Source organism: Clostridium lacusfryxellense, assembly GCF_018861735.1.
Classification (GTDB): domain Bacteria; phylum Bacillota; class Clostridia; order Clostridiales; family Clostridiaceae; genus Clostridium_AD; species Clostridium_AD lacusfryxellense.
Genome location: NZ_JAHLEB010000006.1, coordinates 64,479 through 89,914, shown reverse-complemented (window position 1 = coordinate 89,914; position 25,436 = coordinate 64,479). Strand labels below are relative to the sequence as shown.

Below are 25,436 nucleotides of genomic sequence, written 5' to 3'. Positions count from 1 at the left end.
TTGCATATTTAAGGTGAAAAAGTGTGAAATGAATGCTTTTGGGGGGATAAAATTGAAGAATATTAAGATTCTAGAAGGATTTAAGCGAGGTTTATTAAAAACAAAGGTTGTTATATTGACCGCTATTATGTGTTTTGCATTGGTAGCTGTAGTAAGTATGGACAGTGTCAATAATAATAGAAGTACAAGTAGAATGGATAAAAATATACAAGTATTTGGTAGTGTATACAAAACACAGTATGGAGTAACAACGGCTAGTAGTTTAAATGTAAGAAGTGGGGCAGGAGCAAAATATTCTTCGGTGGCAAACATGAAAAAAGGAACTAAGGTTATTATGATCGGAAAGATAAATAATTTTTACAAAATAACTTATGGTGGTAAAACAAGATATATAAGTGCTCAGTACGTTAAAATAACAGCTAAGCCATCAACTATTGTTGTGGCACCAAAACCTAAATTATTAATAGAAAAGATAAAGAACAAGGGAAATGCTAAGCAAGCTATAGTTGTAACTACTAGCGGTTATAGTAGCATAAATGCTACTATAACTACATTTGAAAATGCCAATGGGAAGTGGAGACAAGTTGCCTCTTTTATTGGTAGCGTAGGATATAAAGGTTTTATATATAATAAAGTTGAAGGTGATGGGCATTCTCCGATAGGTATTTTTTCATTGGGTACGGCATTTGGTAGATATTCAAATCCAGGTACTTCAATGACCTATAGGAAAAGCACTACTAATGATTTTTGGGTAGATGATATTAAATCACCATTGTACAATACATGGCAAAAGGGACCTGTGAATGGCAGATGGAAGTCTGCGGAGAAAATGTATATACCTCCATATAATTATGGCTTTGTAATAAATTATAACACTGCCAAGAGAGTGCCAAGGAAAGGTTCTGGTATATTCTTTCACGTATGGACAGGGGCAGGACATGGAACAGCAGGATGTACTGCAACGGCTCAGGCTAATGTAATAAATATTTTAAAATGGTTAAAGCCATCTAAAAGTCCAATAATTATTGAAGGACCTATGTCTGAAGTGCTAAAGATGTAAATAGACTTTACATTTAAGTTTTAAAAAAAATCTACCTTAACTTATAAGTTAAGGTAGATTTTTTAGTGAATGCTAGTACCTTTCTATTGGGATGCGACTTTTATATTATAATTGTGTTAAACTTTTGTTGAAGTTGGGTTTGCTTTTTAACTAGATATAAAAAAGAATAGGAAAAGAACCATTTTTTTACTAAATTAAGAATAAAAAACTTCAAGTAACTCGGTTTAAGTCGATAGGCGCATAATGACGAACCATTGATAGACAAGGCTTTAATGACATTATATTTTATTGAAAACTTTAAAGTAATTAAGAAATTGATGTATTTTAAAGTATAGGAATATTAAAGGAGTAAATTGGAGAATTTATAAATTGACATTAAATTGGCAAGGTTATATAATTAAATAAGTGAATTTTGTAGAAATTGGGAGAAATTTAATTAACAAACTATTTACAATTTAGTGAGAGTTAGAATATTTTAGAAACATGTAATGGCTAAATAAATATATAGGAATGGTGACAATCAAAAATGGGGATATTTAAAAGCGTTATTAGAGCTTTGTATATGAATATTGATAGGTATTTTTTGAGAAAAAAACATGTATTTATAGATAAAAGTGTTAGATATAATAGAAAAAGCGAATTTATGGGTAATAATAAAGTTTATAGAATGGCTGTCCTAGAAAATGTAGTAGTTGGAGAAGGAACTTATATTGCAGAAAAATCAGTTATTAATAATACAAAAATAGGGAGATATTGCTCTATTGGGCCAGACATACGAATTGTATGTGGAAGACATCCAACGGACAAATTTGTGTCTACACATCCAACTTTTTTTTCGGCTAGTGAACAAGCAGGATTTACATTTAGTAAACAAAACATATATGATGAATTTAAATATGTAGATAATGATAATCGGTTCTATGTAGATATTGGAAATGATGTATGGGTAGGTTACGGAGTGAAAATATTGGATGGTATAAGAATTGGTGACGGAGCTGTAATTGCAGCTGGAGCACTTGTAGTTAGGGATGTTGAACCATATACAATTGTGGGAGGTGTTCCAGCAAAAATAATTAAAAAAAGGCATACTCAGAAGCAAATTAATTTCTTAATGGAGTTCAAGTGGTGGAATAAAGATTTTGAATGGATAGAAAAAAATGCATATCTCTTTAATGATATAGAAAAGTTTTGTAAAGTAAATTCAAATAATGAATTTGAACAATAAAATTTGGTATTAGATTTAAATAATTTAGATGAGCGAGGTTATGTGGAAATGAATGAAAAGAGAATGTTAGCGAAATATAATAAACTTGTTAATTTTGGAAATGAAACGCTAGGTATGTTAAGATATAAAATTATTAAAAAGAAAGAATATAAATTAATTACACTAAATGAGAAGTATCATAATATACATAAAGGAGAGCGCTGTTTTGTACTTGGTAATGGGCCTTCATTAAACGATCAGGATTTAGCTTTGTTGGAGAATGAATATGTAATTACTGTTAATCAAGCTGTTAGAAATACTAATTTTAAAAATATAAAAACTAATTACCATTTTTGGGCAGATCCTGTTTTTTTTAATCTTTCACCTGATAAACCAGAAGATATGGAATTGCTTGAAGTATTTAAGAGTTTAAATACAGAAGACAATATTCCTAAATGCTTTTTACCGGTACAAGCTAAGGAGTTTGTACGAAAATTTGAGTTAGATAAATATATGGATATTAATTATTATAACTCCAAGTTGTATTTTCATGATGAGTATAATAAAGATATAGATTTCACAAAATTTATTCCTAGGTTCCAAACTGTTGTACAATGGGGCATTGCTTTTGCTATTTATATGGGGTTTTCTGAAATATATTTACTAGGGTGCGATTCTACGGGGATAATTACTGGTATAAATACAGCATTAGGTAAAGATAGTACTGATACATATGGATATAAGGTTTCTCAAAATGAAATTGAGAGGCTTAAGAGTGTGCGTAAAACATCTGAAATTGAAACGGAATTTGCTGGTTGGACAGGGATTTTTCATTTGTATAAAGTATTTAATGAATATTGCAAAAAAAGAAACATTAAGCTTGTTAATTGTTCCGGTAAAACGATTATTGATTCTATACCAAGAGAAAATTATGAAGCTGTAATTGCTCATAGAGTAACAAAGTCCGAATAAGCTATAAGATATATAGCAATGCCTTATGATATACAGGAATGCAACAAAGTAGATTAATAAACAACTAGTTAATGAGAAATAATCATAAATAAATATGAGGGAGGCGTAAGAGATTAAATTTTCATTTATATCAAATGGATACACGAATATAAGAAATACAATTAAAAATGCTTCAGCTCCTGTCAAAGCATCAATTTTCTTTATGATAGGAAGTACATTACAACAATCAATAAGTATAATTACTACACCAATATTTACAAGAATATTATCACAAAATGATTATGGAATTACAAATGTATATTTGTCGTGGTATGGAATATTAAGCGTAATTATAACATTATCTCTTACTGCTGGCGTATATTATAATGCTATGCTAGATTTTAAAGATGAGATTGATGAGTTTACTTCATCAATGTTAATTTTAACAACACTATCAACATGTATATTTTTTACTATATATATAATATTTCAATCACGGATAACAAGGTTACTGAATTTACCTACTGTTTTAATATACATTATGTTTTTAGCTATATTGCTTAACTCAGCTATGGGATTTTGGATGGCGCAACAAAGGTTTAATTATAAATATAAACTATCTGTAACGATAAGTGTATTTATAACTATATTTGGAGCAGTTTTTTCATACTTAATTGTTACAAATATGGCCGGGGATAAGGCTGTAGGTAAGATTATAGGCGGTTTTATTTTTACAGCAATTGTAAGCGTGATAATGTATATAAGTATAATACTAAAAGGGAAAACTGCATTTAATTATAAATATTGGAAATATGCGTTGTCTTTTAATCTTCCTTTAATACCACATTACTTATCTAATATTGTTTTAGCACAATCAGATAAGATATTAATTTCAAAAATGGTTGGTAATGCTGAAGCTGGTTTGTATGGAGTAGCATATTCAGCGGCGTCGGTGATTACTATAGTTTGGACGTCTATAAATGCGTCATGGATTCCTTGGACGTTTAAAAAAATGAGAGATAAACAATATGAAGATATAAAAAGGCTAACAAATTATATAGTTATATTCTGCCAGATAGCATGTGTTGGTTTTGTTTCTTTAGCACCAGAAATAATTAGAATTCTCGCAGCTCCGAGTTATTATGAAGCAATATGGGTTGTACCACCTGTAGTACTAGGGGTGTATTTTACTTTTCTATATACTCTTTTTGCAAATATAGAGTTTTATTATAAGAAGACAAAACTTATTATGGTCGCTAGTATAATCGCTGCAGTAGCTAATGTTATATTGAATATTATATTTATACCCATATTCGGGTATATTGCAGCGGCGTATACTACGTTAATTTCTTATATTATATTTAGTTTCATGCATTACTTTTTTATGATTAGGATTACTAATAAGAAAATATATGATATAAGGTTTATTTTTCTGAGTTCACTTATATTAATTTTAGCATCTTTTGGAATAATGTGTTTATATGATTACTTTATTATTAGGTATATCATAATCGTAATTGTATTAGTAATTATGATTATAAAAAGAAAAGATATTTTAACCACAATTAAACAAATAAAGGAATAAAGGAGCCCATTCTACAATGATGCTATTAATACAATGATCAAGTGGGCAACTAAAAATAAATAAATGGAGGGATTACAAATGAAAACAACAGTTTTATTGACAGGGAGAGGAAATAGTACATTACGTGATAAGAATATTTTGGATGTATTAGGAAAGCCTATTTTGTATTATCCAGCAAAAGCAGGTCACGTTTCTAAGGAAGTAACGGATTGGTATTGTAGCAGTGATGATGAGAAAATTTTAAATGCTGCACTGGAAATGGGATATAAGTCAATCGTAAGACCCGCTGAATTAGCTTTACCTACATCCCAACATGTGGATAGTATTTTACATGCTCTTGGAATTATGAAACAAGAGAATAATTTACCTGATATATTAGTTGTTTTACTTGCAAATAACGTAACTGTTAAATCTGAATGGGTTACGGAGTGTGTTAAAATGATGAAAAATGACATGACTGTGTCTGCAGTAGTACCCGTTTACCAAGATAACGATCACCATCCGCTTAGAGCCAAAAGTTTAAATAACGATGGGACTTTATCTATGTATGAGAAAAATATAACTGGGGAGATATCTACCAATAGACAGGATCTGCCTATATGTTATTTCTTGTCACATAATTTTTGGGTGCTGAATGTTAAAACATTACTATCTGATGGAACTGGTCAAGCGCCTTGGAGCTTTATGGGAAATAAAATATTGCCATATGAGATCGCCGAGTCTATAGATATTCATAGCAGAATTGATTTACACTTAGCCAAAGAATGGATAATGGAGAATTATACGGATTAGCAAAAGAGGCTGTTCTTAACCAATAAAAGGATTAACGATGTCAGTCTGAGTATTGGAATTAGCTTGTTTTAAAAAATGAATACAGTCGGAAATGCGGACCACTAAAATTTTAATTTTAGTAGTTCTTTGACTTGGTGTAATATTCGATAGGTATAAAGAGTAATTCTTTATACCTATCGTCAATTTAAGTTCAAATTCTATAGGATACTTTAAAAAAACACACCATTACAAATTTACAAAAGCACAAGATAATAGTATAACATCTTTGTGTTATAAGCATTTTATAGGGGGATTACTATAATGATTACTGACAAAAAAATAAGTTGGATTGATATTTCAAAAGGTATTGCAATGCTATTAGTTATATTAGGGCATACAGGTGTTCCTGTAAAAATTAACAACTATATTTACTCATTTCATATGCCATTGTTTTTCTTTTTATCTGGTTACTTATTTAAAATAAACAAGTACCATAGTTTTATAAAATTTCTCATTGCTAAAATAAAAAGCTTAGTGGTACCCTATTTCGCATTTGCAATTTTTGATTATATAATTAATATTTTCACTAACAATTATCATGCTCCAGCAAATTTTTTCAACGCATTAAAATTGATTTCTTATGGAAATATAAATTATATGCCCACTGCACTTTGGTTCTTGCCGTGTTTATTTGTAGTTGAAATTGCTTTCTATCTAATATCAAAATTTATTAAGAAACCTCAGTTAATAATACTTATATTAATAATATTTTCAATAGTAGGTTATAGAAGTCAATACGATACAACCCGCTTATATTGGGGAGCCGATATAGCGCTTACTGGTATTGTTTTTTATGGAGCTGGTTTTTTAATAAAGTGTTCTAATATCTCAGTTGATAAACTTAAACACCTATCAAAAACAGACATTGTGATGGCATTTTTTATTATTAGTTTAGTCGCAAGTCATAAATTAGTTCCAAGAGTAGATATGTTGGGGAATGCTTATAGAAACTATTATTATTTCTACTGTGCAGCCTTTGCGGGTATCACAACTGTTTGTTTAGCTTCTCAAATAATGCAAAAATCATTTGTTTTATCATATATTGGAAGAAATACTCTTATAATTCTCGCCTTGCAAATTCAAGTAATACAATGTTTATCTAAACTTTTGGTATTTTTTCATAATGAGCAACTTCCGCCATTGGTACATACTGGTATATTTACTATTATTACCTTGATTACCCTTATACCCGCAATATATGTTATAACTAATTTTTTACCTTTTATGTTGGGTAGAAAGTATAAGATAAAACTTAATACTCTAAACAAAGATTTATTATAAACAATCCTTATTCCGATTTTTCAAAGTCAAAATAAAAAGACTAAAGATGTAAACAGGAAATACGGAATTAGTATAGATTTAAGCTTTAAAAAATCTACCTTAATTTCTAGTTAAGGTAGATTTTTGTTTAGTGAATGTTATCTGTATAAAGTAAAACTTTTGATAAGAACTTATTATTGTTGTAGGTGATTCTAGATACATGGATACTATTGCCAACTCTTTCATTAAGAATATCATAAGTTTTACTATTAAGACTTTCATTTGAGTAGATACTAAACGTTACATTTTTATTGTATACGCTGGATTCTAAATATATAGGATAAAAATAGGTATTTTTAAACCTATAATCCAGAAGTCCGTAGGCAACTGTAGCATCAAGGCCAGCACCTATATAGCTAGATTTTAATGAATGCTGGTACCTTTCCACAGAATTTAGATTAGTTCTAAGCACTGCATTATAGAGTGTAGTAGAAACTTGGCACACCCCACCACCTATGCCGTCTACAACTTTGTTACCTATAATTTCCTTTGCTGTTTTAAATCCTCTGTCAATAGTTCTAGCACCTACAATGTCATTAAAGCTGAAAACTTCACCTGGCATAAGTGTTTTTCCATTAATTGCAGCGGCAGCAACTCTAATGTTTTCAGAACGGTTCAGATTGGAATATCTAAAATTAGTAGTAACGCTAGATATCCTCGTATTTACACCTAGTAAGTCGCTTGTTTTAATTTTAGGGTCTATTTTCTTTAATTCAGAAATGATTACTAAATCTTTTTCATTATCTATATTATTAATTTTACTTTTTATAGCTTGTACTATACTTTCAGAATCAACACTGAGACCATATTTATCTTTAGTTACTACAAGGTTACCTGAATTATTTTTAATAATAGCGGCATTTGTTATCTTTTTACTATTTTCTTTAACAATATTTTCAATCACACTATCTATAATTGAAAAATTATATGTATAAGTGAGTTTCAGTTTATTTTCATCAGGGGATGTTATAGCAAAATATTTTTTTATTACATTGTTATTTCTGCCAAGATTATAAGCAGTATTAATGGTAGTATCGTAATTATATTTCATATCAAGTTTAGAGATAATAATAGTATATTGTTTGTCACTTATTTTTATAATGATGTTTTTTTAGCAATAACATCACTATGGTTTTTAACCAAAGCCTTCTTGGCTTCCTCCTTTGTTTTTCCACCTATATTTATATCGTTAGCCCACACTTCTGGGTATATTTTAGGTTCATATTTTGATATGGCGTTATGCATAATAACGCTTTGTAACACAACTAGTGAACCGAGTATCCTGACTATAAGTAATACTGATTTTCTTCTATTATTCTTCTTCTTCTTATTATTATTTTTGTTAATAGTGTTTAAAGCCATGATGATCGCACCTCTTTTTATAGTAATAAATATATTCCACATATAATAGTAGAACTTTTAAATATATTTTACAACAGTTTGGATATAGATTAAATTTAATATTTAATGCATGAAACTACATTATCTACTGGGGTGATGTTGAATTATTATTCGAATTTAGGAATGGTTAAATTAAAGGAATATGAATAATAAACCAATAGGTAGAGAGTGCACATTATAAAATTAATATTAGGACATGCTGTTTTCATCTATCTATAGTATATCTCATTATTATAAAAAAAATGTTACAAAATAGTTACACTTAATACTAAGTATTTGCTTTACAAGTAATGATTGGGCAGGGATAGAGTAGCTAAAGTAGAAGCAGACAGATTAGCTAACCTAGAAGCAGATAGATCAGCTAAAATAAAATCAGATAGACTTGCAAAAATACAAGCTGATAAAATTGCCGCAGCAAATGGCTTAAATCAAACAAAATCCAGGTAAAGCTAGCAGCTTATTTAACCCCTGCAGTTAATGTCAGAAGTGTACTTAGTAGAGATTATTCTAATAACTGCGTTTATTTTTCAAGTGAAGCAATGAGAAGAATAGGAATAGCGGTTCCAATATGGACATGCAATACAAGGCAGTATTTAGGTTATTTAAGTTCACACGGATGGTCATCTAATTATAATATCAAAAAGCTTACACGAGGAAGTATTTGCTTTACAGTTTCAGGTGGATCTGGATACTCAACTCATACTTTTGCATTTATGGGATGGGTTAATAGTGGAAGCTATACTTTGGCATATGTTGCAGATAATCAAGGGAACACTGTTCATGTACGAAACATGGGGCAAACTGCCTCCACAGATGCTTTTGCTTTCTTTATGAATAAATAATTAATGAATAAAAAAATAATATGTTTATATAAAGGCTCTGTGTTTTTGTCAGAGCTTTTTTCGTGTAGGTGTAATATTTGACTAATACATAACTATTATCCAAAAGTAATTAAAATTTAAGTACAACTAGTTTTACGATATCATGGAAAAAGAAAACTTTTTGTAAATGTTATGATGTGATATACTATGAAATATAGTGAGGAAGAATTAAATTACATAATGAGTCGAATTTTAGTTATAGAAAGTATGTTGAATAAGATGAACAGTTTTATTTCAAGTATAACAATAAAGTTTAAATTTAATTTTAAATTATTGGTGGCAGAAGGTCATACTAATTTGAATATTACTAAAGAGGGGGAGGATGTAAATGCAGGAATTGGATAGGGAATTAAGGACTACACAGGTGAAAATTGTAGGGCAGTATGAGAAAAATGCAGGATATGTAAGAATTAAAAGATTAACTGATATTGTAGGAGCTTTATGTGGAATTTTATTATTAAGTCCTGTAATGATTCTTGTTGGTATTTGCATTAAGTTAGACTCAAGTGGACCTGTCTTTTTTGGACATAAAAGGTTAGGTAAGTACGGCCAATTTATAAAAGTTTATAAATTTAGAACCATGCTGCCAAATGCAGAAGAATTGCTTAAGCAATTAACACCAAAACAAAAGATAGAGTTTGATGAAAGTTTTAAACTTGAAAATGACCCAAGAGTAACTAAACTTGGACATTTTTTAAGAAAATCAAGCCTAGATGAACTACCTCAATTATTAAATATTTTAAAGGGTAATATGTCTATTGTTGGACCTAGACCAATAATAGAAAGAGAAATTGAGAATTATGGAATATATGGGGACAAGCTATTAAGTGTAAAACCAGGCCTTACAGGGAATTGGCAAGCAAGTGGTAGAAGTGATACAACCTATGATGAAAGAGTGCGACTAGATATGGAGTATATAGATAATAGGAGTATTTGCATGGATTTGAAGATTATTTTGAAGACTTTTGGAGCTGTGATTAGGAAACAAGGGGCTAGATAGGAGAGGATGCTAAAATGTTATGTGCTTTAATTATGGCAGGTGGAAAAGGAACTAGGTTCTGGCCCTTATCTACGGAGGAAAAACCAAAACAGTTTTTGAATCTTGTTGGTGAAGATACGATGATTCAAATGAGTGTGAAAAGATTAGAAAAACTTATCCCGATAGAAAGAATATTTATAGTAACAGGTATGCAGTATACGGACTTAGTTAAAGAACAGTTACCTAACTTGTCACAAAGAAACATCATAATAGAACCAGTAGGGAAGAATACAGCACCATGCATAGCGCTTTCTGCTTTTTATATTAACAAAATATATGATGATGCTACAATAGTCGTATTACCATCAGATCATATTATAAAACATGAGGCAAATTTCTTGGAAGTATTAAATTGTGCTGATGATTTTGTGGATAAAAATATTGAGGCAATAGTTACAATAGGTATGAAACCGGATAGGCCTGAAACAGGTTATGGATATATAAATTACGGCTATAAGCAATGCGAAATAAATAGATGTGAAATACGTCAAGTTAAAAATTTTGTTGAAAAACCAGACTTAGATACGGCAAAAGAGTATTTAAAAGATGGAAATTACCTTTGGAATGGTGGGATGTTTATTTGGAAGGCTGCCAATATCTTAAGACTTACAAGGAAACATCTGTTAAATACTTTTGAAGTTCTAAGTGAAATAGCAGCCACCTGTGATGAAGATTATAATAGAGTATTAGAAGAAAAGTATAATAATGTTGAAAGTATATCAGTAGATTTTGGAATTATGGAGAAGGCAAAAGACATATACGTTATTCAGGGAGATTTTGGATGGGATGATGTGGGTAGCTGGGAAGCTGTTGAGAGGTATAGGGAGAAAGACAACAATAATAATGTTTGTGTGGGGAACGTACGTAAATTTGATTGCAGTAATAACATGATTATTAGTAATGGTAAAACTATAGTTATCTCAGGGCTTGAGGATATATTTGTGGTTGAAAGTGATGATATGATATTTGTTGGGAAGAAAGAAGATATGGAAAATATAAGATCATTTAAGTCGAAAATTTAAATGTATTTTACAGTTATAAATAAGCAAAAGAGGAGAATGATTATGAAGGTATTAATAACAGGAGCTAATGGTCAGCTTGGAAGAGAACTAGCTAATCAATATAAAGAGAAAAAAGGCGTTGATTTAATACTTACGGATGTATCTGATTTAGATATAACAAATGTAAATCAAGTAAATAGTTTTGTAAATGAAAACAAACCAGATGTGATTATCAACTGTGCTGCACTTACAGCTGTTGATAAATGTGAGACTGAAATAGATTTGGCGTATAAGATAAATACAATAGGACCTAAAAACTTAGCAGCGGCAGCAAATCAAATTGGTGCAGAAATTGTTCAAGTTTCAACAGACTATGTTTTTGATGGCAGTGTTAATAAATCATTAACAGAATTTGACGTCGTGGCTCCACAAACTATTTATGGTAAAACAAAGCTTGAGGGAGAAATATTAGTTCAAAATCTTAATTCTAAACATTACATAGTTAGAACGGCATGGCTTTATGGTGACGGAAATAATTTTGTAAAAACTATGATTAAATTAAGTGAAACTAATAAAACCTTAAAGGTAGTTAATGACCAAAGAGGAACACCTACAAGTGCAGTTGATTTAGCTAGAGTTATAGTAAAACTTGTAGAAGATAAGAATTATGGACTTTTTCATTGTACATGTAAAGGGGAATGTACTTGGTATGAATTTACTAAAGAAATATTTAGACTTAAGGGTATAGATACAGTAGTTTTACCATGCACAACCGATGAATTTCCAAGACCGGCAAAAAGACCAGAATATTCAGTTCTTAGAAATTCTATGCTGGAATTAACTACCGGGGATATAACTAGAACTTGGCAAGAAGCAATTAATGAATATTTAAAGTAAATGGGTCAGGGGGACTACCGGCGATATATTTCGGTAGTTTTTGACGTTGAAGCTAGGTGAAATGCATTATGTTATATAAATGAAAAATTTGTAGTTTTTTATTAATAAAATATCTTATTTTGGTAATAATTATATGAATATATATATTATAATACAAAAATATATATTAATTAACGGAAACTATCTTTTTGGCCTATATTATTTAAAAATACTTTGTATATATGTATAAAAATGTTTGAACTTTTATTTTAAAGATGATATTATATGATAGGATATCATATAATGGAAATGGTAATTACATAATTGGGGTGTAAGTAGTTTAAAATAGTTAGTTTTTAAAATTGATTAGGGGGAAAAGTAAATGGAGCAATTAAACATAGAAAATATTGAAATAGTATCTAATGATATATTAACAGAAAAATCAACGTATAAAGTTCGGAAAAGGTGTTTTGATTTTATAAGTTCATTAATTGCTATTGTAATATTTTCACCATTGTTTTTGATCCTTGGAATTATGGTAAAGCTAGATTCACCAGGACCAGTTTTCTTTGGACATACAAGACTAGGTAAAAGGGGTAAGAAGATAAAAGTTTATAAATTTAGAACTATGGTAACTAATGCAGAAGATATATTGAAAAATATGACAGAGGATATGAAACGAGAATTCGAGGAAAACTTTAAATTTGAGAATGATGCGAGAATAACAAAGTTAGGTAAGTTCTTAAGAAAGTCAAGTTTAGATGAGCTTCCGCAGCTTTTAAATATTTTAATCGGAAATATGTCTGTAGTTGGACCTAGACCAATTGTAGAAAAAGAAATTGAGAAATATGGAATATATGGAGACAAGCTATTAACTATTAAACCAGGTTTAACAGGCAATTGGCAAGCTGGTGGCAGAAGTGATACTACCTACGACGAAAGGGTACAATTAGACATGCAATACATAGATAAAAGAAATTTTTGGATGGATATAAAAATTATTTTTAAAACGGTTTTTGTAGTATTTAAAAAAGAAGGAGCAATGTAAAACACTATTGTTTAATTAAAATACGGAAAGAAAAAGAGGGACAGCATATGGACTTATCAATAGTCATAGTGAGTTATAATACGGTGGACCTATTAAGAGATTGTTTAACTTCTGTAATTAAAAATACTGAAAACATAGAATATGAAATATGGGTAGTGGATAATCAATCAAAAGATAAGAGCGCTGAGATGGTAGAAAATGAATTTCCGAAGGTAAGGCTCATACGCAATAGCATTAATGGTGGGTTCTCACAGGCAAATAATTTAGCTATAAGACAATGCAAGGAAAGTAAATATGTTTTAATTTTAAACCCTGATACTATTGTACCAGAAGGCACATTAGAGCAGTGTGTTTATTTTATGGAGAAGAATAAAGAGATTGGATGTCTTGGATGTAAAGTTGTGAAAATAGATGGTACTTTAGACAAAGCATGTAAAAGGGGATTTCCGTCTCCGTGGAACTCTTTCTGCTATCTTACAAAGCTAGACAAGCTATTTCCTAATAATAAAAAATTCGGAGGGTATAATGCTACTTTTATACACGAGGATGAGGAAAGCGAAGTTGATGCTTTAGTTGGTGCGTTTATGATGCTTCCGAAGGAAACAATCGAAAAAGTTGGACTTCTTGATGAAACCTTTTTTATGTATGGAGAGGATATTGATTGGTGTTATAGGGTAAAACAAGCAGGTTGGAAAAATTATTATTACCCTAAGGTAAGTATTGTACATTATAAAGGGGAAAGTAGTAAAAAACAAAGCACAAAAATGATAGGCGTATTTCATAAAGCAATGTTTATATTTTATAACAAACATTACAAAAACCAATATAATATTTTTATTAATTTATTGACTTATTTGGGAATCTACTCAAAATGGGGTTTAAGTTTAACAATAAACACTTTTAAAAAGGGAAAAAGAGTATTTTAGGATTTTAATAATAGAAATAATAATAATTCAGGAGGAACAAATATGAAAGGAATTATATTAGCTGGAGGATCTGGAACTAGGCTTCACCCAGTAACAAAAGCTGTATCTAAGCAAATATTACCAATATATGATAAACCGATGATATACTACCCGCTATCAGTACTAATGTTAACAGGAATTAAGGATATACTACTTATATCAACACCTAGAGACATAAGTACTTTTGAATGTTTATTCGGGGATGGAAGTCAATTAGGACTTAATATACAATATGCTGTTCAAGAGGAACCAAGAGGACTTGCTGACGCCTTTATAATCGGAGAAGAATTTATTGGTGATGATAGAGTAGCGTTAGTACTTGGAGATAATATTTTTCACGGATATGGATTTAGTGAAAGACTTGCAAGAGCTGCATCAAGAGAAGTAGGTTCAACTATATTTGGATATCATGTTAGTAATCCAACAGAATTTGGTGTAGTAGAATTTGATGAAAATAACAATGTTGTATCTATAGAAGAGAAACCTAAAAACCCTAAATCAAATTATGCAGTTCCAGGGCTTTATTTTTATGATAATGATGTAGTGGAAATTGCTAAAAATGTTAAACCATCTGATAGAGGCGAAATAGAAATTACTGCAGTAAATAATGAATACTTAAGACGTGGAAAACTAAAGGTTGAACTGTTTGGACGTGGAATGGCATGGCTTGATACAGGTACTCATAGAGGATTGCTTGATGCTGCCAATTTTGTTGAGGCTATTCAAACAAGACAAGGATTATATGTTGCTTGTTTAGAAGAGATTGCTTATAGAAAAGGGTTTATAAACAGGGAGCAATTAATAAAACTTGCAGAACCATTAGTTAAAGTGGAATATGGAAAATATTTATTGAGTATAGCTGACGAATCTAAGGAAACTAATAAATAAATTAATTGTTATTTTGGAGGTAAAATTATGAAAACTTATTTAGTGACAGGTGGAGCAGGATTTATTGGGTCTAATTTTGTTATATATATGTTAGGTAAATATTCAGATATAAAGATAGTTAATTTCGATAAATTAACTTATGCAGGAAATCTTGAGAACTTAAAGGCTATAGAAAATAATAAAAACCACATTTTTGTGCAAGGTGATATATGCGATAAAGAGGTTGTAGAAAACTTATTCAAAGTATATGACATTGATTATGTAGTGAATTTTGCTGCAGAGTCACATGTTGATAGAAGCATAAAAGAACCTGAAATATTTGCAAAAACTAATGTATTAGGTACAGTTAATCTTTTAAATGTAGCAAAAAATGCTTGGGAAACAGAGACTGGATTTAAAGCTGGAGTGAAGTATTTACAAGTTTCTACAGATGAAGTATATGGTTCACTTGGCGAAACAGGATATTTCGTTGAAGAGACTCCACTAGATTCTCATAGTCCTTATTCATCAAGTAAGGCTGGAGCAGATTTAATGGTTAAAGCTTATGCTGACACTTTTAAAATGCCAGTAAATATTACAAGATGTTCAAATAACTATGGTCCATTCCAATTTCCAGAAAAATTAATACCATTACTTATAAATAACTGTTTAAATCACAAAGACTTACCAGTATATGGTGATGGCTTGAACATAAGAGATTGGCTTTATGTTGAAGATCATTGTAAAGCTATTGATATGGTTATAAATAATGGTAGATTAGGTGAAGTTTATAACGTTGGTGGACATAATGAAAGAACAAATATGCAAATAGTTAAAACTGTTATTGAGTATTTACATGAAAGTGTTGATAAAGAAATATCAGAAACCTTAATTAAATATGTAGAAGATAGAAAAGGGCATGACAAGAGATATGGTATAGATCCAGTTAAAATTAAAGAAGAATTAGGATGGTATCCTGAAACAACTTTTGAAGTGGGGATTAAGAAAACAATCCAATGGAATTTAGATAATAAAGATTGGATGAATAATGTAACTTCAGGACAATATCAAAAATACTACGATAAAATGTATGAAGGAAAGTAGGGATTATTAATGGCATTTACATTTACTAAAACAGGAATAAAAGATCTATATGTTATAGAACCAAAGGTCTTTGGTGATAACCGCGGATACTTTATGGAAACTTATAATTATGAGGAATTTAAAGCAGCAGGCCTTGATATGCTGTTTGTACAAGACAATCAATCAATGTCTACTAAAGGAGTGCTTAGAGGGCTTCATTTTCAAACTAAACACACTCAAGGTAAACTTGTTCGAGTAATAAGAGGCGCAGTTTTTGATGTTGCTGTTGATTTGAGAAAGGGGTCAGAAACTTATGGTAAGTGGTACGGAGTACTCTTAACTGAACAAAACAAAAAACAATTTTATGTGCCAGAAGGTTTTGCACATGGATTTTTAGTTACATCTGATGAAGCAGAGTTTGTATATAAATGTACTGATTTTTATCATCCAGAGTTTGATTGTGGATTGTTATGGAATGATCCAGAAATCAATATAGAATGGCCAACAGATGGAATAGATGAAATACTTCTATCTGAAAAAGATAAAGTTCAAAAGAAACTTAGTGAATTAGAAATACCATTTATATAATATATAAATGGTATTTCCATTGAGAATAAAGGGTTCATAGAGAATTATAAGTAGCATATATTATTAGTTTGAAAGGTGATGATTTTTTGAAAAAAGCATTAATAACAGGAATAACGGGACAAGACGGATCTTATTTAACGGAATTATTATTAGAAAAAGGGTATGAAGTTCACGGCATAATTAGAAGAGCTAGTTCTTTTAATACAAAGAGGATAGATTATTTATTTAATGACCCTGAAATAGGGAATAAAAGTCTTTTTCTTCATCATGGAGATTTAACGGATTCAAGTAATTTAAATAGATTAATAGAAAAAATTAGGCCGGATGAAATATATAATTTAGGTGCTCAAAGTCACGTGCAAGTTTCCTTTGATGTTCCTGAATATACTGCAGATACAGATGGTATGGGAACTCTTAGAATACTAGATGCTATAAAAGAAAGCGGATTAAAATGCAAATTTTATCAAGCATCAACTTCGGAGCTATTTGGTGGATTACCTGGCACTGCACCACAAAGTGAAAAAACGCCATTTTACCCTAAGAGTCCCTATGGAGTAGCAAAATTATACTCTTATTGGATTACTATAAACTACAGAGAATCGTATGATTTATTTGCATGTAATGGGATACTATTTAATCATGAATCCCCAAGACGTGGAGAAACTTTTGTTACAAGAAAAGTAACAAGAGCAGTAGCTAGCATTATAGCAGGAAAACAAGAAAAATTGTCGCTTGGTAATATGGATGCAAAAAGAGACTGGGGATATGCTGGAGATTACGTTGAAGCTATGTGGTTATTATTACAACAAGATGAGCCTCGTGATTATGTTATAGCAACAAATGAAACTCATACTGTTAGAGAGTTTGTAGAATTATCATTTAAAGAAGTTGGGATAGATATAGAGTGGGAAGGTACTGGATCTGAGGAAAAGGGATACAATAAATTAACTAGGAAACTTCTAGTGGATATAAATCCTAGATATTTTAGACCGGCAGAAGTTGAACTACTTTGGGGAGATTCGACTAAGGCTGAAACAGAGCTTGGATGGGAAAGAAAAGTTAGTTTTAAACAGTTAGTTAAAATGATGGTCGATTCTGATATGAGAGAGATAGCTGGTATTGGTTCAGATGAATTTATACATCAAGAAGAAGTAGCTACAACTAATTAGAAGAAGAAATGTTAAGTAAAGGAGTGAACATATGAATAAGGGTGGTAAAATTTACGTAGCCGGTCATAGAGGACTAGTTGGATCAGCTATAGTTAGGAATCTTAGGGAAAAAGGATATACAAATATAATAGGAAAAACTCATAAGGAATTAGATTTAATGAATCAAGCGGATGTTAGAAGTTTTTTTGAAATAGAAAAACCAGAGTATGTCTTTTTAGCAGCAGCTAAAGTTGGTGGAATATATGCTAATAGTACAACTCCAGCGGACTTTATATATGAAAATATGGAGATGCAAAATAATGTTATTAAGGCATCACATGATTTTAAAGTTACAAAGCTTTTGTTTTTAGGAAGTTCTTGTATATATCCTAAAAATTGTCCTCAACCAATTAAAGAAGAATATTTACTCTCAGGTTATTTAGAACCAACAAATGAAGGTTATGCAATAGCTAAAATTGCAGGACTTAAGATGTGTCAGTTTTTCAAAAAACAGTATGGGGATAATTTTATAAGCTGTATGCCAACTAATCTTTATGGACCTAATGATAATTTTGACTTAAATAATTCACATGTTATGCCTGCACTTATTAGGAAATTTCATGAGGCTAAAATTAATAATGAATCAGTTGTTGAAGTTTGGGGTTCGGGTAAGCCACTAAGAGAGTTTTTGTATGTAGATGATATGGCTGATGCCTGCGTGTTTCTAATGGAAAATTATGATGGTGAAGAACATGTTAATGTCGGTACTGGTAAAGAACTTACTATACGACAATTGGCAGAGATGATTAAGGAAGTTGTTGGATTTACTGGGGAGCTTAAGTTTAATAGTGAAAAGCCAGATGGAACTATGAGGAAACTACTAGATGTAAGTAAGCTTGAAGATACTGGATGGAAATATAAAGTTGAAATGGAAGATGGGATAAAGATAGCATATAAATGGTATTGTGAAAATTTATAATATTATTTGTATAGGTTAAAGTGTAAAAATCCTATATAGGATTTTGCATTTTAATATAAAGGTGGGATGAAGTTTGATAAAGATAAGTGTAATAATTGTGACTTTAAATTGTAAACAGTACATTCAAAAGTGTTTAGATAGCATTATTAGTTTAAAGAGTAAAGCAAATATTGAGTTGATTGTAGTTGATGGTGTGTCAACCGATGGAACAATTGATATTTTGGAGAGAAATACTTCCATTGATAAATTAGTTATAGAAAAAGATAAAGGCATTTATGACGCTATGAACAAAGGAATACAACAAGTTAGTGGAGATTATTTCATTTTTATAGGTGCCGATGATGAAATGTTAGAGTTACCAATAAAAGAACTAGAACTAGCACACAAAGAAAACTATATGCTGGTGGCTGGTGCAGTTCAACTTAATGACTATATTTTTAAAAGCTTTTATTCATGGAGAATACATATATCTAATACGGTTCACCATCAGAGTCTATTTTACAGTAATAATTTGAATGTTAAATTTAATACTGAGTATAGAGTGTTTGCTGATTTCGATTTGAATCAAAGGTATTATAAAGATGGTGTTAAAATTAAATTTATAGATAATGTAATATCTAAGTATAACGAAGATGGTATATCAAGTAGTGGGAAATATGATATGGAATTTATAAATATTGTTCGTAGGAATTTTGGATTTAATTGGTCAGTTTTGGCAAAAGCGTATCAGAAATATCAAACATACAAATTTAGAAGGTAACTACATATGCGGAGGAAAGGAGGTTCTATATGGAATTTGTTAACACTTTTTTATCATTGATTTTTAGCAATATGAGTACATATATAATTATATTATTATTAGTATTTTTAGTGTATGGACTAATACTTAAAAAACATATATATTCCCTTTTTGATCCATTTACAATTATGATTTTCTCGAATGTAATTAGTACTTCAGTAGTTATATTTATGAAGTATTTTAATTTATGTAGTAATTATCAATTTGCAGGTTATGTTCTAACTGAGAGTGCCTTATTATTTGGGTTAATTACTTTTAAACCCATAAAATTAGGAGTTAGTGAAACTATAGAAATAGAATTTAAGTTGATCGAAAAGTATTTTGATGAGAATTTTTATAAGATGTTTTTTATTATTATATCTTTTTCTTTTATTATCCTTTATATAATTTTTTACTATAAATATGGTATTCCACTATTTCAGAGGGGTTCAAGATTGGATAATATAAAAAATGCAGGTTATGTAAGTTCGTTAAGTACAGGTATTAAAATATTTATAACGATAATGATTATACGTAATATTTCACGGTTTAAATTGGAAACAATGCGATTCAATTTGTTTAATATTATGATGGCGATAGTTTTAGTACTTACTATTTTTTTAAGTGGTTCAAGGTCCTCTATAATTGGAATTATACAATTTGCTACATTATATTTTATTTTTTCGAGCAAAAAGAGCTTTAACCTGAGTACCTGGAGACGTATTAATAAAGTACTGTTAATATTGGCAGTAGTTGCGGTTGTTACAGCTATGGTCCTTACTACTGTAAGAATAAATATAGACTACGCAGGTCAAGTTGATAAACCTAGTCTTCTAAGGTATGTAACGATAAGAATAATATCTTTTGGAGATGTGTATATTTATAATTATTTACCACATGTTAAATATGCTGGAGGAACTGTAGCGAATGGATTGTTATTAATATTTTCTCCGATTATTTTGATTATTAAAAGCTTTCTTGGGATATTTGGATTGCACATCATAAACAATTTCCCGCAGCCGATTGGGTTAACAATGTATCAAGTTGTTAATAAAACTCTGGTTATTGGCGGTCCTAATTCTAGACATAATGTTTTCGGAATATTCTATTTTGGAATGTTCGGAGGTGTTGTACTGTCATATATTATTGGTTTAACAATTAGTCTGTGCAGAAATCACCTATTTAGAAAGTTGAAGTATACATACTCTAATTTATTATTATATACTACACTTTCATATATAACGATAAATATGATCTCAGATATTAGTTTGGCGATGGCATATTTAAAGTATGCTTTTTTAGTAGCAATAATTTTTGGTACTGTAACATATCTTGTATTGAGAATTATTGAAGTAGTAAAAAAAGGCGTAAATTCATCGGTGCATTAGAATATGATTAGGGAAGAGGAACGATTTTATGGGAGATACTGTAAGCGTAATTATTATAAATTGGAATAATAAATCGTATATAGAAAAATGTATAAATTCAATTATTCAGCAGACATTTAAAAATATTGAATTGATTTTTATAGATAATAACTCAAAAGATAACTCATATGAATATTTTTGTGAAAAATATCCAAAACAAAACTTTATCAAAATTAAAAATGATAATAATCTGGGTTATTCAGGGGCTGCTAATCAAGGTATTGACATTGCAAATGGAGAATATGTAATGATAATTAATCCTGATATAGTTATGGAACCTGATTTTGTTGATAAACTTTATGAATATACAATAAGTGATGAGAGTATTGCGGCAGTGTCAGGAAAGTTGTTGAAGTACGATTTTACAAATGATAAAAAATTAAATTATATAGACAGTGCTGGAATAGTAATGTTCCGGAGTAGAAGATGCATAGATCGGGGACAAAACGAAGAAGATTTGGGTCAATATGATAGTACAGAACAAGTTTTTGGAGTTTGTGGTGCGGCACCATTTTATAGAAAATCAGCATTAGAGAAAGTTAAGATAGAAAAAGAATATTTTGATGAGGACTTTTTTGCTTATAAGGAAGATATAGATTTGTCATGGAGATTTAATTTAGCAGGGTTAAAGTGCATGTATTACCCAGAAGCTGTAGCTTATCATGGGAGAGGGTTAGGTTCATCTCATGGTGGGGTGTTTGGGTTTATTAAACATAGAAAAACGCAATCTAAGTTTTTAAGAGGGATTTCCTATAGAAATGATATGCTGATGTTATATAAAAATGAGACAGAGTTGTCTTATAAAAGAGATAAGTGGAAAATATTAAAAAGAAAGTTTTTATTTATATGTTACATGACCATTTTTGAACAATTTAATTACAAATTTTTATTACAGGCTATGAAATTAAAGAATAAAATGTTATATAAAAAAAGAATATTTGAGAGCGAAGGTCATGATATTAATGATATAAGCCAAATTATTAAATGATTTATAGTAATAGGTATACTAATAGTATGCCTATTACTATTTTTGACTCGATTAATTTGTGGAATAAGTATACAATATAACATTTATAGTGCAAAACTTGGTAAAATTGGTATAATAGTATTAATTAGAATACGGGCAACGCTAAAATTGTTAATTTATTATTAGATTTACAAAAGAATATAATACTTACCTTCAGCTATTTAATTTTATAACGATAATATAGAAGCGGAGTAAAGAAATGTAAAAGAAATTTGGCGATTATGAGTTATTTTAATTACAATAAATTAAAGGAGGTAGATTTTTGAATAAAAAACGAGAATTATTTAAATCAAAGAAAATGAAACTTGTAACTGTATTTATACTTATTACCATGGTTGTTGCCGTGATTATATCATATAGTCAATATCAAAGTGATAAAAGAGAACAGGTGGTTATTGCACAGCAGAAAATAGGCAACGAAAAGATCGAGAAGAAAAAACAAGAAGAATTGAATAATCAGGCTGAACTGAAGAAGTTAGAAAAAGAGAAGGCATCAAAAGAACAAGATGCGCTAGCAAAGCAGAAGAAAATAGAAGGACAGAAAGTTCTAGAAAATGAGAAAAAACTAGCTGAACAAAAAAAAATTGACGATGAAAAAGCCGAAAAAGAAGATAATAATGAAAAAGTAATAAACCAAAATACTGAGTTAACTAAAGAAAAAGCAATTGCATTAGTTAGTAAGATTATAATAAGTGATAACCAAAAAATAAAGGTAGGGTATGATCATACTCAAAAGAGAGATGGTAAGAATTACTATGTTCTTAGAGCGTACGATGATATGGCTGATCACATAAGTACTCTAGCGTGGTATTATGTTGATGTTACCACTGGAGAAGCATTCGAATGGAATCTGATGGAAGATACATTAGTACCAATAAATTAAATTGAATTTAACGTTTAATCAAATCTTAGTTTGAATTATTTTATAAGGAAGAGGTGTAATAAAGTTGAAACAAAATATTCAAAAAATGTTATTGTTTATAACTATGATTTTGATAGTATTGTATACATATAAAATCAGTACAGTAAATGCAGCTACCATTTTACCACCACAAATGAAAATTGATACACCTAGTATGTCTCAAGTAATTAGTGGGACAAGTTTTGATATAAGAGGGTGGTCATTGAATGCCACTGGTGTTAAAGAAATAAAAATATATATAGATAGTGTCTATACTGGTAATGCTACTTCTGGATTAGACAGGAGTGATGTAAATGTTGCATTCCCAGGTTATATTAATGGAAATAAAAGTGGTTTTACATATCACGTTGATATTAATAAGATAATGGCGGGATCCCGTAATATAAAAATTTATAGTTATGGTAATAATGGTACTAGTCAAATGATTAGTATAAATGTAACAATTAAAAAGAAACCTCCTATTATGAGTATAGAGTCACCAACAAATAATGAAATCATAAGAGGTTATAATTTCAATGTTTCAGGTTGGAGTTTAAATCCATCTGGTATAGTTACAGTTGCAATTTATATTGACAATAAATTTCTTAAGAATGCAAGTTATGGTAGTGTTAGAGGAGATGTAAATACTGCATACCCTGGGTATCCAAATGGGACTCTAGGCGGATATAATAGTAATGTAGATGTAAAGGAAATAGCACCAGGTATACATAAACTTTCAGTTGTATCGATTGGTCGAGATGGAAGTAAGATACAAAATGACAAAGCTATAATTATCAATAAAAAGCAACCTAAATTAAATATAGATACTCCTATTAATAATTTTACAACTACTAAAAAGGATATATATATTAGCGGATGGGCGTTAAATGACTCAGGTATTAAAGAAATACAGTATTACTTAAATGGTAAATTGGTCGGATTATCTACTACAGGGCTTCAAAGAAACGATGTTAATGCTGCATTTCCTGGATATTTAAATGGAATAAACAGTGGATTTAATTTTACATTTAATGCATTAAAATATGTACCTATAGGAAGAAATAATGCGACACTTAAAATTGTAGCTATTGGTAAAGATAGTACTACATCAACGGTAAATAGAAATTTAATTTTAAACAAATTACCTGAAATATTATCTATAGACACGCCTTCTAATAATGCCACCATTAAAAGTAATATTAATATAAGTGGTTGGGCTTTAAATGCTTCAGGTGTGACTGCTGTAAATGTATATTTAGATAATGTTCTTAGAGGCAAAGCGTCATATGGAATTTCCAGACCTGATGTAAATGCAGCGTTCCAAGGATACACAGATGGAGATAAATCAGGGCTAAACTTCAATCTTGATATATCAAAAACTACACCAGGTAATCATTCTATAAAAGTAGAGATGGTAGGAAATGATGGGAGAATAATTAGTAAAATAATCGCTATAAAAATATATGGTATTGTTGAATATCACAGTTACAATAGTACTTTAGATAAAATGGTTAGCATCCAACTTACTGCTAAAGCAGTTTATCAAAACACAAAAACTTGGACATGGGATCCAGCAAGTGCCAGTATGATAAGGGAATATGTTGATCCAACAAATATTACTAATGACGCTTACAGAAAGTATGAGTTTTTAGAGTTGAGTTACAATAATGGTTCTTCAGTTGTTGACTTAAACAATGTTTTGAAGGGAAAAGGAATATTGGACAATTTGGGACAAACGTTTATAGCTTCAGCAAAAGCTAATAATATTAATCCGATTTATCTAATATCACATGCTATATTAGAAACGGGAAATGGAACTTCAGCTTTAGCAAAAGGTATATTAGTAACTTCTGTTGATGGGAAAGCTGTTACTCCCAAAATAGTATATAACCTATTTGGAATTGGTGCATATGATTCAAATGCAAATAAGTACGGCTCAGAATATGCTTATAAGCAAGGATGGTTTAGTATAGCCCAAGCTATAAACGGAGGAGCTTATTTTATATCAAGTGGGTATATAAATAATGCAAATACAAATCAAGACACTTTATATAAAATGAGATGGAATCCTGCAAGTCCTGGAACACATCAGTATGCTACAGATATTAGGTGGGCATATAATCAAATATTGAATATAAAAATTTTAATAGAGAAGTGCCCAAATACTATATTGTATTTTGACATACCAATTTTAAAATAGAGAAATTATATCAGAGAAAAATACCATTGTTAAAGATTTATTAACGATGGTATTTTGAATTTTAACTTATGGATTTTACTTTATTAGATTAATGGTTTAGAGTTTATTTTTGGAATACTATGTAAAAATATAAATAATAATGATATAATAAATGATTATTATATGGTATAAATTAGTCGATTTAGTTTTTTAGATTTATAAATTTTTTTATTATATAATAGTAGTACTAAAAAAATTATCAAGCTAGGAAATAAAAAAATATATAGGGGCGTGAAG

Annotated in this window: 26 protein-coding genes; 24 read left to right on the top strand and 2 right to left on the bottom strand. The window is 29.9% G+C overall.

The genetic code is table 11. The annotated features are described in order from the left end of the window. The first annotated feature begins 52 nt into the window (after nt 1–52). The 6 genes from KPL55_RS05790 (at nt 53) to KPL55_RS05765 (ending at nt 6,912) form a co-directional block, all read left to right on the top strand. Complete coding sequence (locus KPL55_RS05790) at nt 53–1,060, top strand: SH3 domain-containing protein (protein ID WP_216305752.1); 1,008 nt, start codon at nt 53–55, stop codon at nt 1,058–1,060. 526 nt (nt 1,061–1,586) lie between these two features. After that, on the top strand, nt 1,587–2,285 hold the full coding sequence (locus KPL55_RS05785; RefSeq protein ID WP_216305751.1) for a CatB-related O-acetyltransferase: 699 nt from the start codon (nt 1,587–1,589) through the stop codon (nt 2,283–2,285). A gap of 3 nt (nt 2,286–2,288) precedes the next feature. Beyond that, a complete protein-coding gene (locus tag KPL55_RS05780) occupies nt 2,289–3,236 on the top strand; it encodes a 6-hydroxymethylpterin diphosphokinase MptE-like protein (protein ID WP_216305750.1) in 948 nt (315 codons plus the stop codon). 112 nt (nt 3,237–3,348) lie between these two features. Beyond that, nucleotides 3,349–4,800 (top strand): lipopolysaccharide biosynthesis protein, encoded by a 1,452-nt coding sequence (locus tag KPL55_RS05775; protein ID WP_376770427.1) that lies wholly within the window; start codon nt 3,349–3,351, stop codon nt 4,798–4,800. Between the two features lie 78 nt (nt 4,801–4,878). Then, complete coding sequence (locus tag KPL55_RS05770; RefSeq protein ID WP_216305748.1) at nt 4,879–5,592, top strand: acylneuraminate cytidylyltransferase family protein; 714 nt, start codon at nt 4,879–4,881, stop codon at nt 5,590–5,592. Between the two features lie 300 nt (nt 5,593–5,892). Continuing rightward, the gene (locus KPL55_RS05765; RefSeq protein WP_216305747.1) at nt 5,893–6,912 is read left to right on the top strand and encodes an acyltransferase family protein; all 1,020 of its coding nucleotides are present in this window, start codon (nt 5,893–5,895) and stop codon (nt 6,910–6,912) included. Between the two features lie 127 nt (nt 6,913–7,039). Here KPL55_RS05765 and KPL55_RS26520 read toward each other — a convergent pair whose 3' ends face one another. Both KPL55_RS26520 and KPL55_RS05755 read right to left on the bottom strand, forming a co-directional pair. After that, complete coding sequence (locus tag KPL55_RS26520) at nt 7,040–8,017, bottom strand: VanW family protein (protein WP_312887231.1); 978 nt, start codon at nt 8,015–8,017, stop codon at nt 7,040–7,042. A gap of 29 nt (nt 8,018–8,046) precedes the next feature. After that, nucleotides 8,047–8,313 carry a hypothetical protein gene (locus KPL55_RS05755; protein ID WP_216305745.1) on the bottom strand — a complete coding sequence of 89 codons (267 nt, stop codon included), beginning with the start codon at nt 8,311–8,313 and terminating at the stop codon, nt 8,047–8,049. Nucleotides 8,314–8,646: 333 nt separating this feature from the next. Here KPL55_RS05755 and KPL55_RS05750 point away from each other — a divergent pair, with 333 nt between their 5' ends. The 18 genes from KPL55_RS05750 to KPL55_RS05665 all read left to right on the top strand — a co-directional run bounded on the left by KPL55_RS05750 (nt 8,647) and on the right by KPL55_RS05665 (nt 25,160). After that, nucleotides 8,647–8,799 (top strand): hypothetical protein, encoded by a 153-nt coding sequence (locus KPL55_RS05750; protein ID WP_216305744.1) that lies wholly within the window; start codon nt 8,647–8,649, stop codon nt 8,797–8,799. A 92-nt stretch (nt 8,800–8,891) separates the two neighbouring features. Then, nucleotides 8,892–9,194, top strand: a complete 303-nt coding sequence (locus KPL55_RS05745) for a hypothetical protein (protein ID WP_216305743.1) — start codon at nt 8,892–8,894, stop codon at nt 9,192–9,194. 186 nt (nt 9,195–9,380) lie between these two features. Next, nucleotides 9,381–9,578, top strand: coding sequence for a hypothetical protein (locus tag KPL55_RS05740; RefSeq protein WP_216305742.1), 198 nt, complete (start codon nt 9,381–9,383; stop codon nt 9,576–9,578). Continuing rightward, on the top strand, nt 9,562–10,233 hold the full coding sequence (locus tag KPL55_RS05735) for a sugar transferase (protein ID WP_216305741.1): 672 nt from the start codon (nt 9,562–9,564) through the stop codon (nt 10,231–10,233). The genes KPL55_RS05740 and KPL55_RS05735 overlap by 17 nt, the downstream gene beginning before the upstream one ends. Before the next feature lie 14 nt (nt 10,234–10,247). Beyond that, entirely contained in the window at nt 10,248–11,294 is a 1,047-nt protein-coding gene (locus KPL55_RS05730; protein ID WP_216305740.1) for a mannose-1-phosphate guanylyltransferase, read from the top strand. 42 nt (nt 11,295–11,336) lie between these two features. Next, nucleotides 11,337–12,170 (top strand): dTDP-4-dehydrorhamnose reductase, encoded by an 834-nt coding sequence (gene rfbD / locus KPL55_RS05725; protein WP_216305739.1) that lies wholly within the window; start codon nt 11,337–11,339, stop codon nt 12,168–12,170. A gap of 361 nt (nt 12,171–12,531) precedes the next feature. Then, entirely contained in the window at nt 12,532–13,197 is a 666-nt protein-coding gene (locus KPL55_RS05720; protein WP_216305738.1) for a sugar transferase, read from the top strand. Nucleotides 13,198–13,244: 47 nt separating this feature from the next. Then, the gene (locus tag KPL55_RS05715) at nt 13,245–14,123 is read left to right on the top strand and encodes a glycosyltransferase family 2 protein (RefSeq protein WP_216305737.1); all 879 of its coding nucleotides are present in this window, start codon (nt 13,245–13,247) and stop codon (nt 14,121–14,123) included. A 42-nt stretch (nt 14,124–14,165) separates the two neighbouring features. Further along, nucleotides 14,166–15,050 (top strand): glucose-1-phosphate thymidylyltransferase RfbA, encoded by an 885-nt coding sequence (gene rfbA / locus KPL55_RS05710; protein WP_216305736.1) that lies wholly within the window; start codon nt 14,166–14,168, stop codon nt 15,048–15,050. 27 nt (nt 15,051–15,077) lie between these two features. Beyond that, nucleotides 15,078–16,133 (top strand): dTDP-glucose 4,6-dehydratase, encoded by a 1,056-nt coding sequence (gene rfbB / locus KPL55_RS05705; RefSeq protein WP_216305735.1) that lies wholly within the window; start codon nt 15,078–15,080, stop codon nt 16,131–16,133. A 9-nt stretch (nt 16,134–16,142) separates the two neighbouring features. Next, entirely contained in the window at nt 16,143–16,700 is a 558-nt protein-coding gene (gene rfbC, locus KPL55_RS05700) for a dTDP-4-dehydrorhamnose 3,5-epimerase (RefSeq protein WP_216305734.1), read from the top strand. An 86-nt stretch (nt 16,701–16,786) separates the two neighbouring features. Beyond that, entirely contained in the window at nt 16,787–17,869 is a 1,083-nt protein-coding gene (gene gmd / locus KPL55_RS05695; RefSeq protein ID WP_216305733.1) for a GDP-mannose 4,6-dehydratase, read from the top strand. 31 nt (nt 17,870–17,900) lie between these two features. Continuing rightward, a complete protein-coding gene (locus tag KPL55_RS05690) occupies nt 17,901–18,827 on the top strand; it encodes a GDP-L-fucose synthase family protein (protein ID WP_216305732.1) in 927 nt (308 codons plus the stop codon). 73 nt (nt 18,828–18,900) lie between these two features. Next, nucleotides 18,901–19,587, top strand: a complete 687-nt coding sequence (locus tag KPL55_RS05685; protein ID WP_216305731.1) for a glycosyltransferase — start codon at nt 18,901–18,903, stop codon at nt 19,585–19,587. Between the two features lie 29 nt (nt 19,588–19,616). Further along, a complete protein-coding gene (locus tag KPL55_RS05680) occupies nt 19,617–20,993 on the top strand; it encodes a hypothetical protein (RefSeq protein WP_216305730.1) in 1,377 nt (458 codons plus the stop codon). 28 nt (nt 20,994–21,021) lie between these two features. Further along, entirely contained in the window at nt 21,022–22,020 is a 999-nt protein-coding gene (locus tag KPL55_RS05675) for a glycosyltransferase family 2 protein (RefSeq protein WP_216305729.1), read from the top strand. Between the two features lie 301 nt (nt 22,021–22,321). Further along, complete coding sequence (locus tag KPL55_RS05670) at nt 22,322–22,942, top strand: hypothetical protein (protein ID WP_216305728.1); 621 nt, start codon at nt 22,322–22,324, stop codon at nt 22,940–22,942. Nucleotides 22,943–23,027: 85 nt separating this feature from the next. Continuing rightward, entirely contained in the window at nt 23,028–25,160 is a 2,133-nt protein-coding gene (locus tag KPL55_RS05665) for an Ig-like domain-containing protein (protein WP_216305727.1), read from the top strand. The last annotated feature ends 276 nt before the right edge of the window (nt 25,161–25,436 follow it).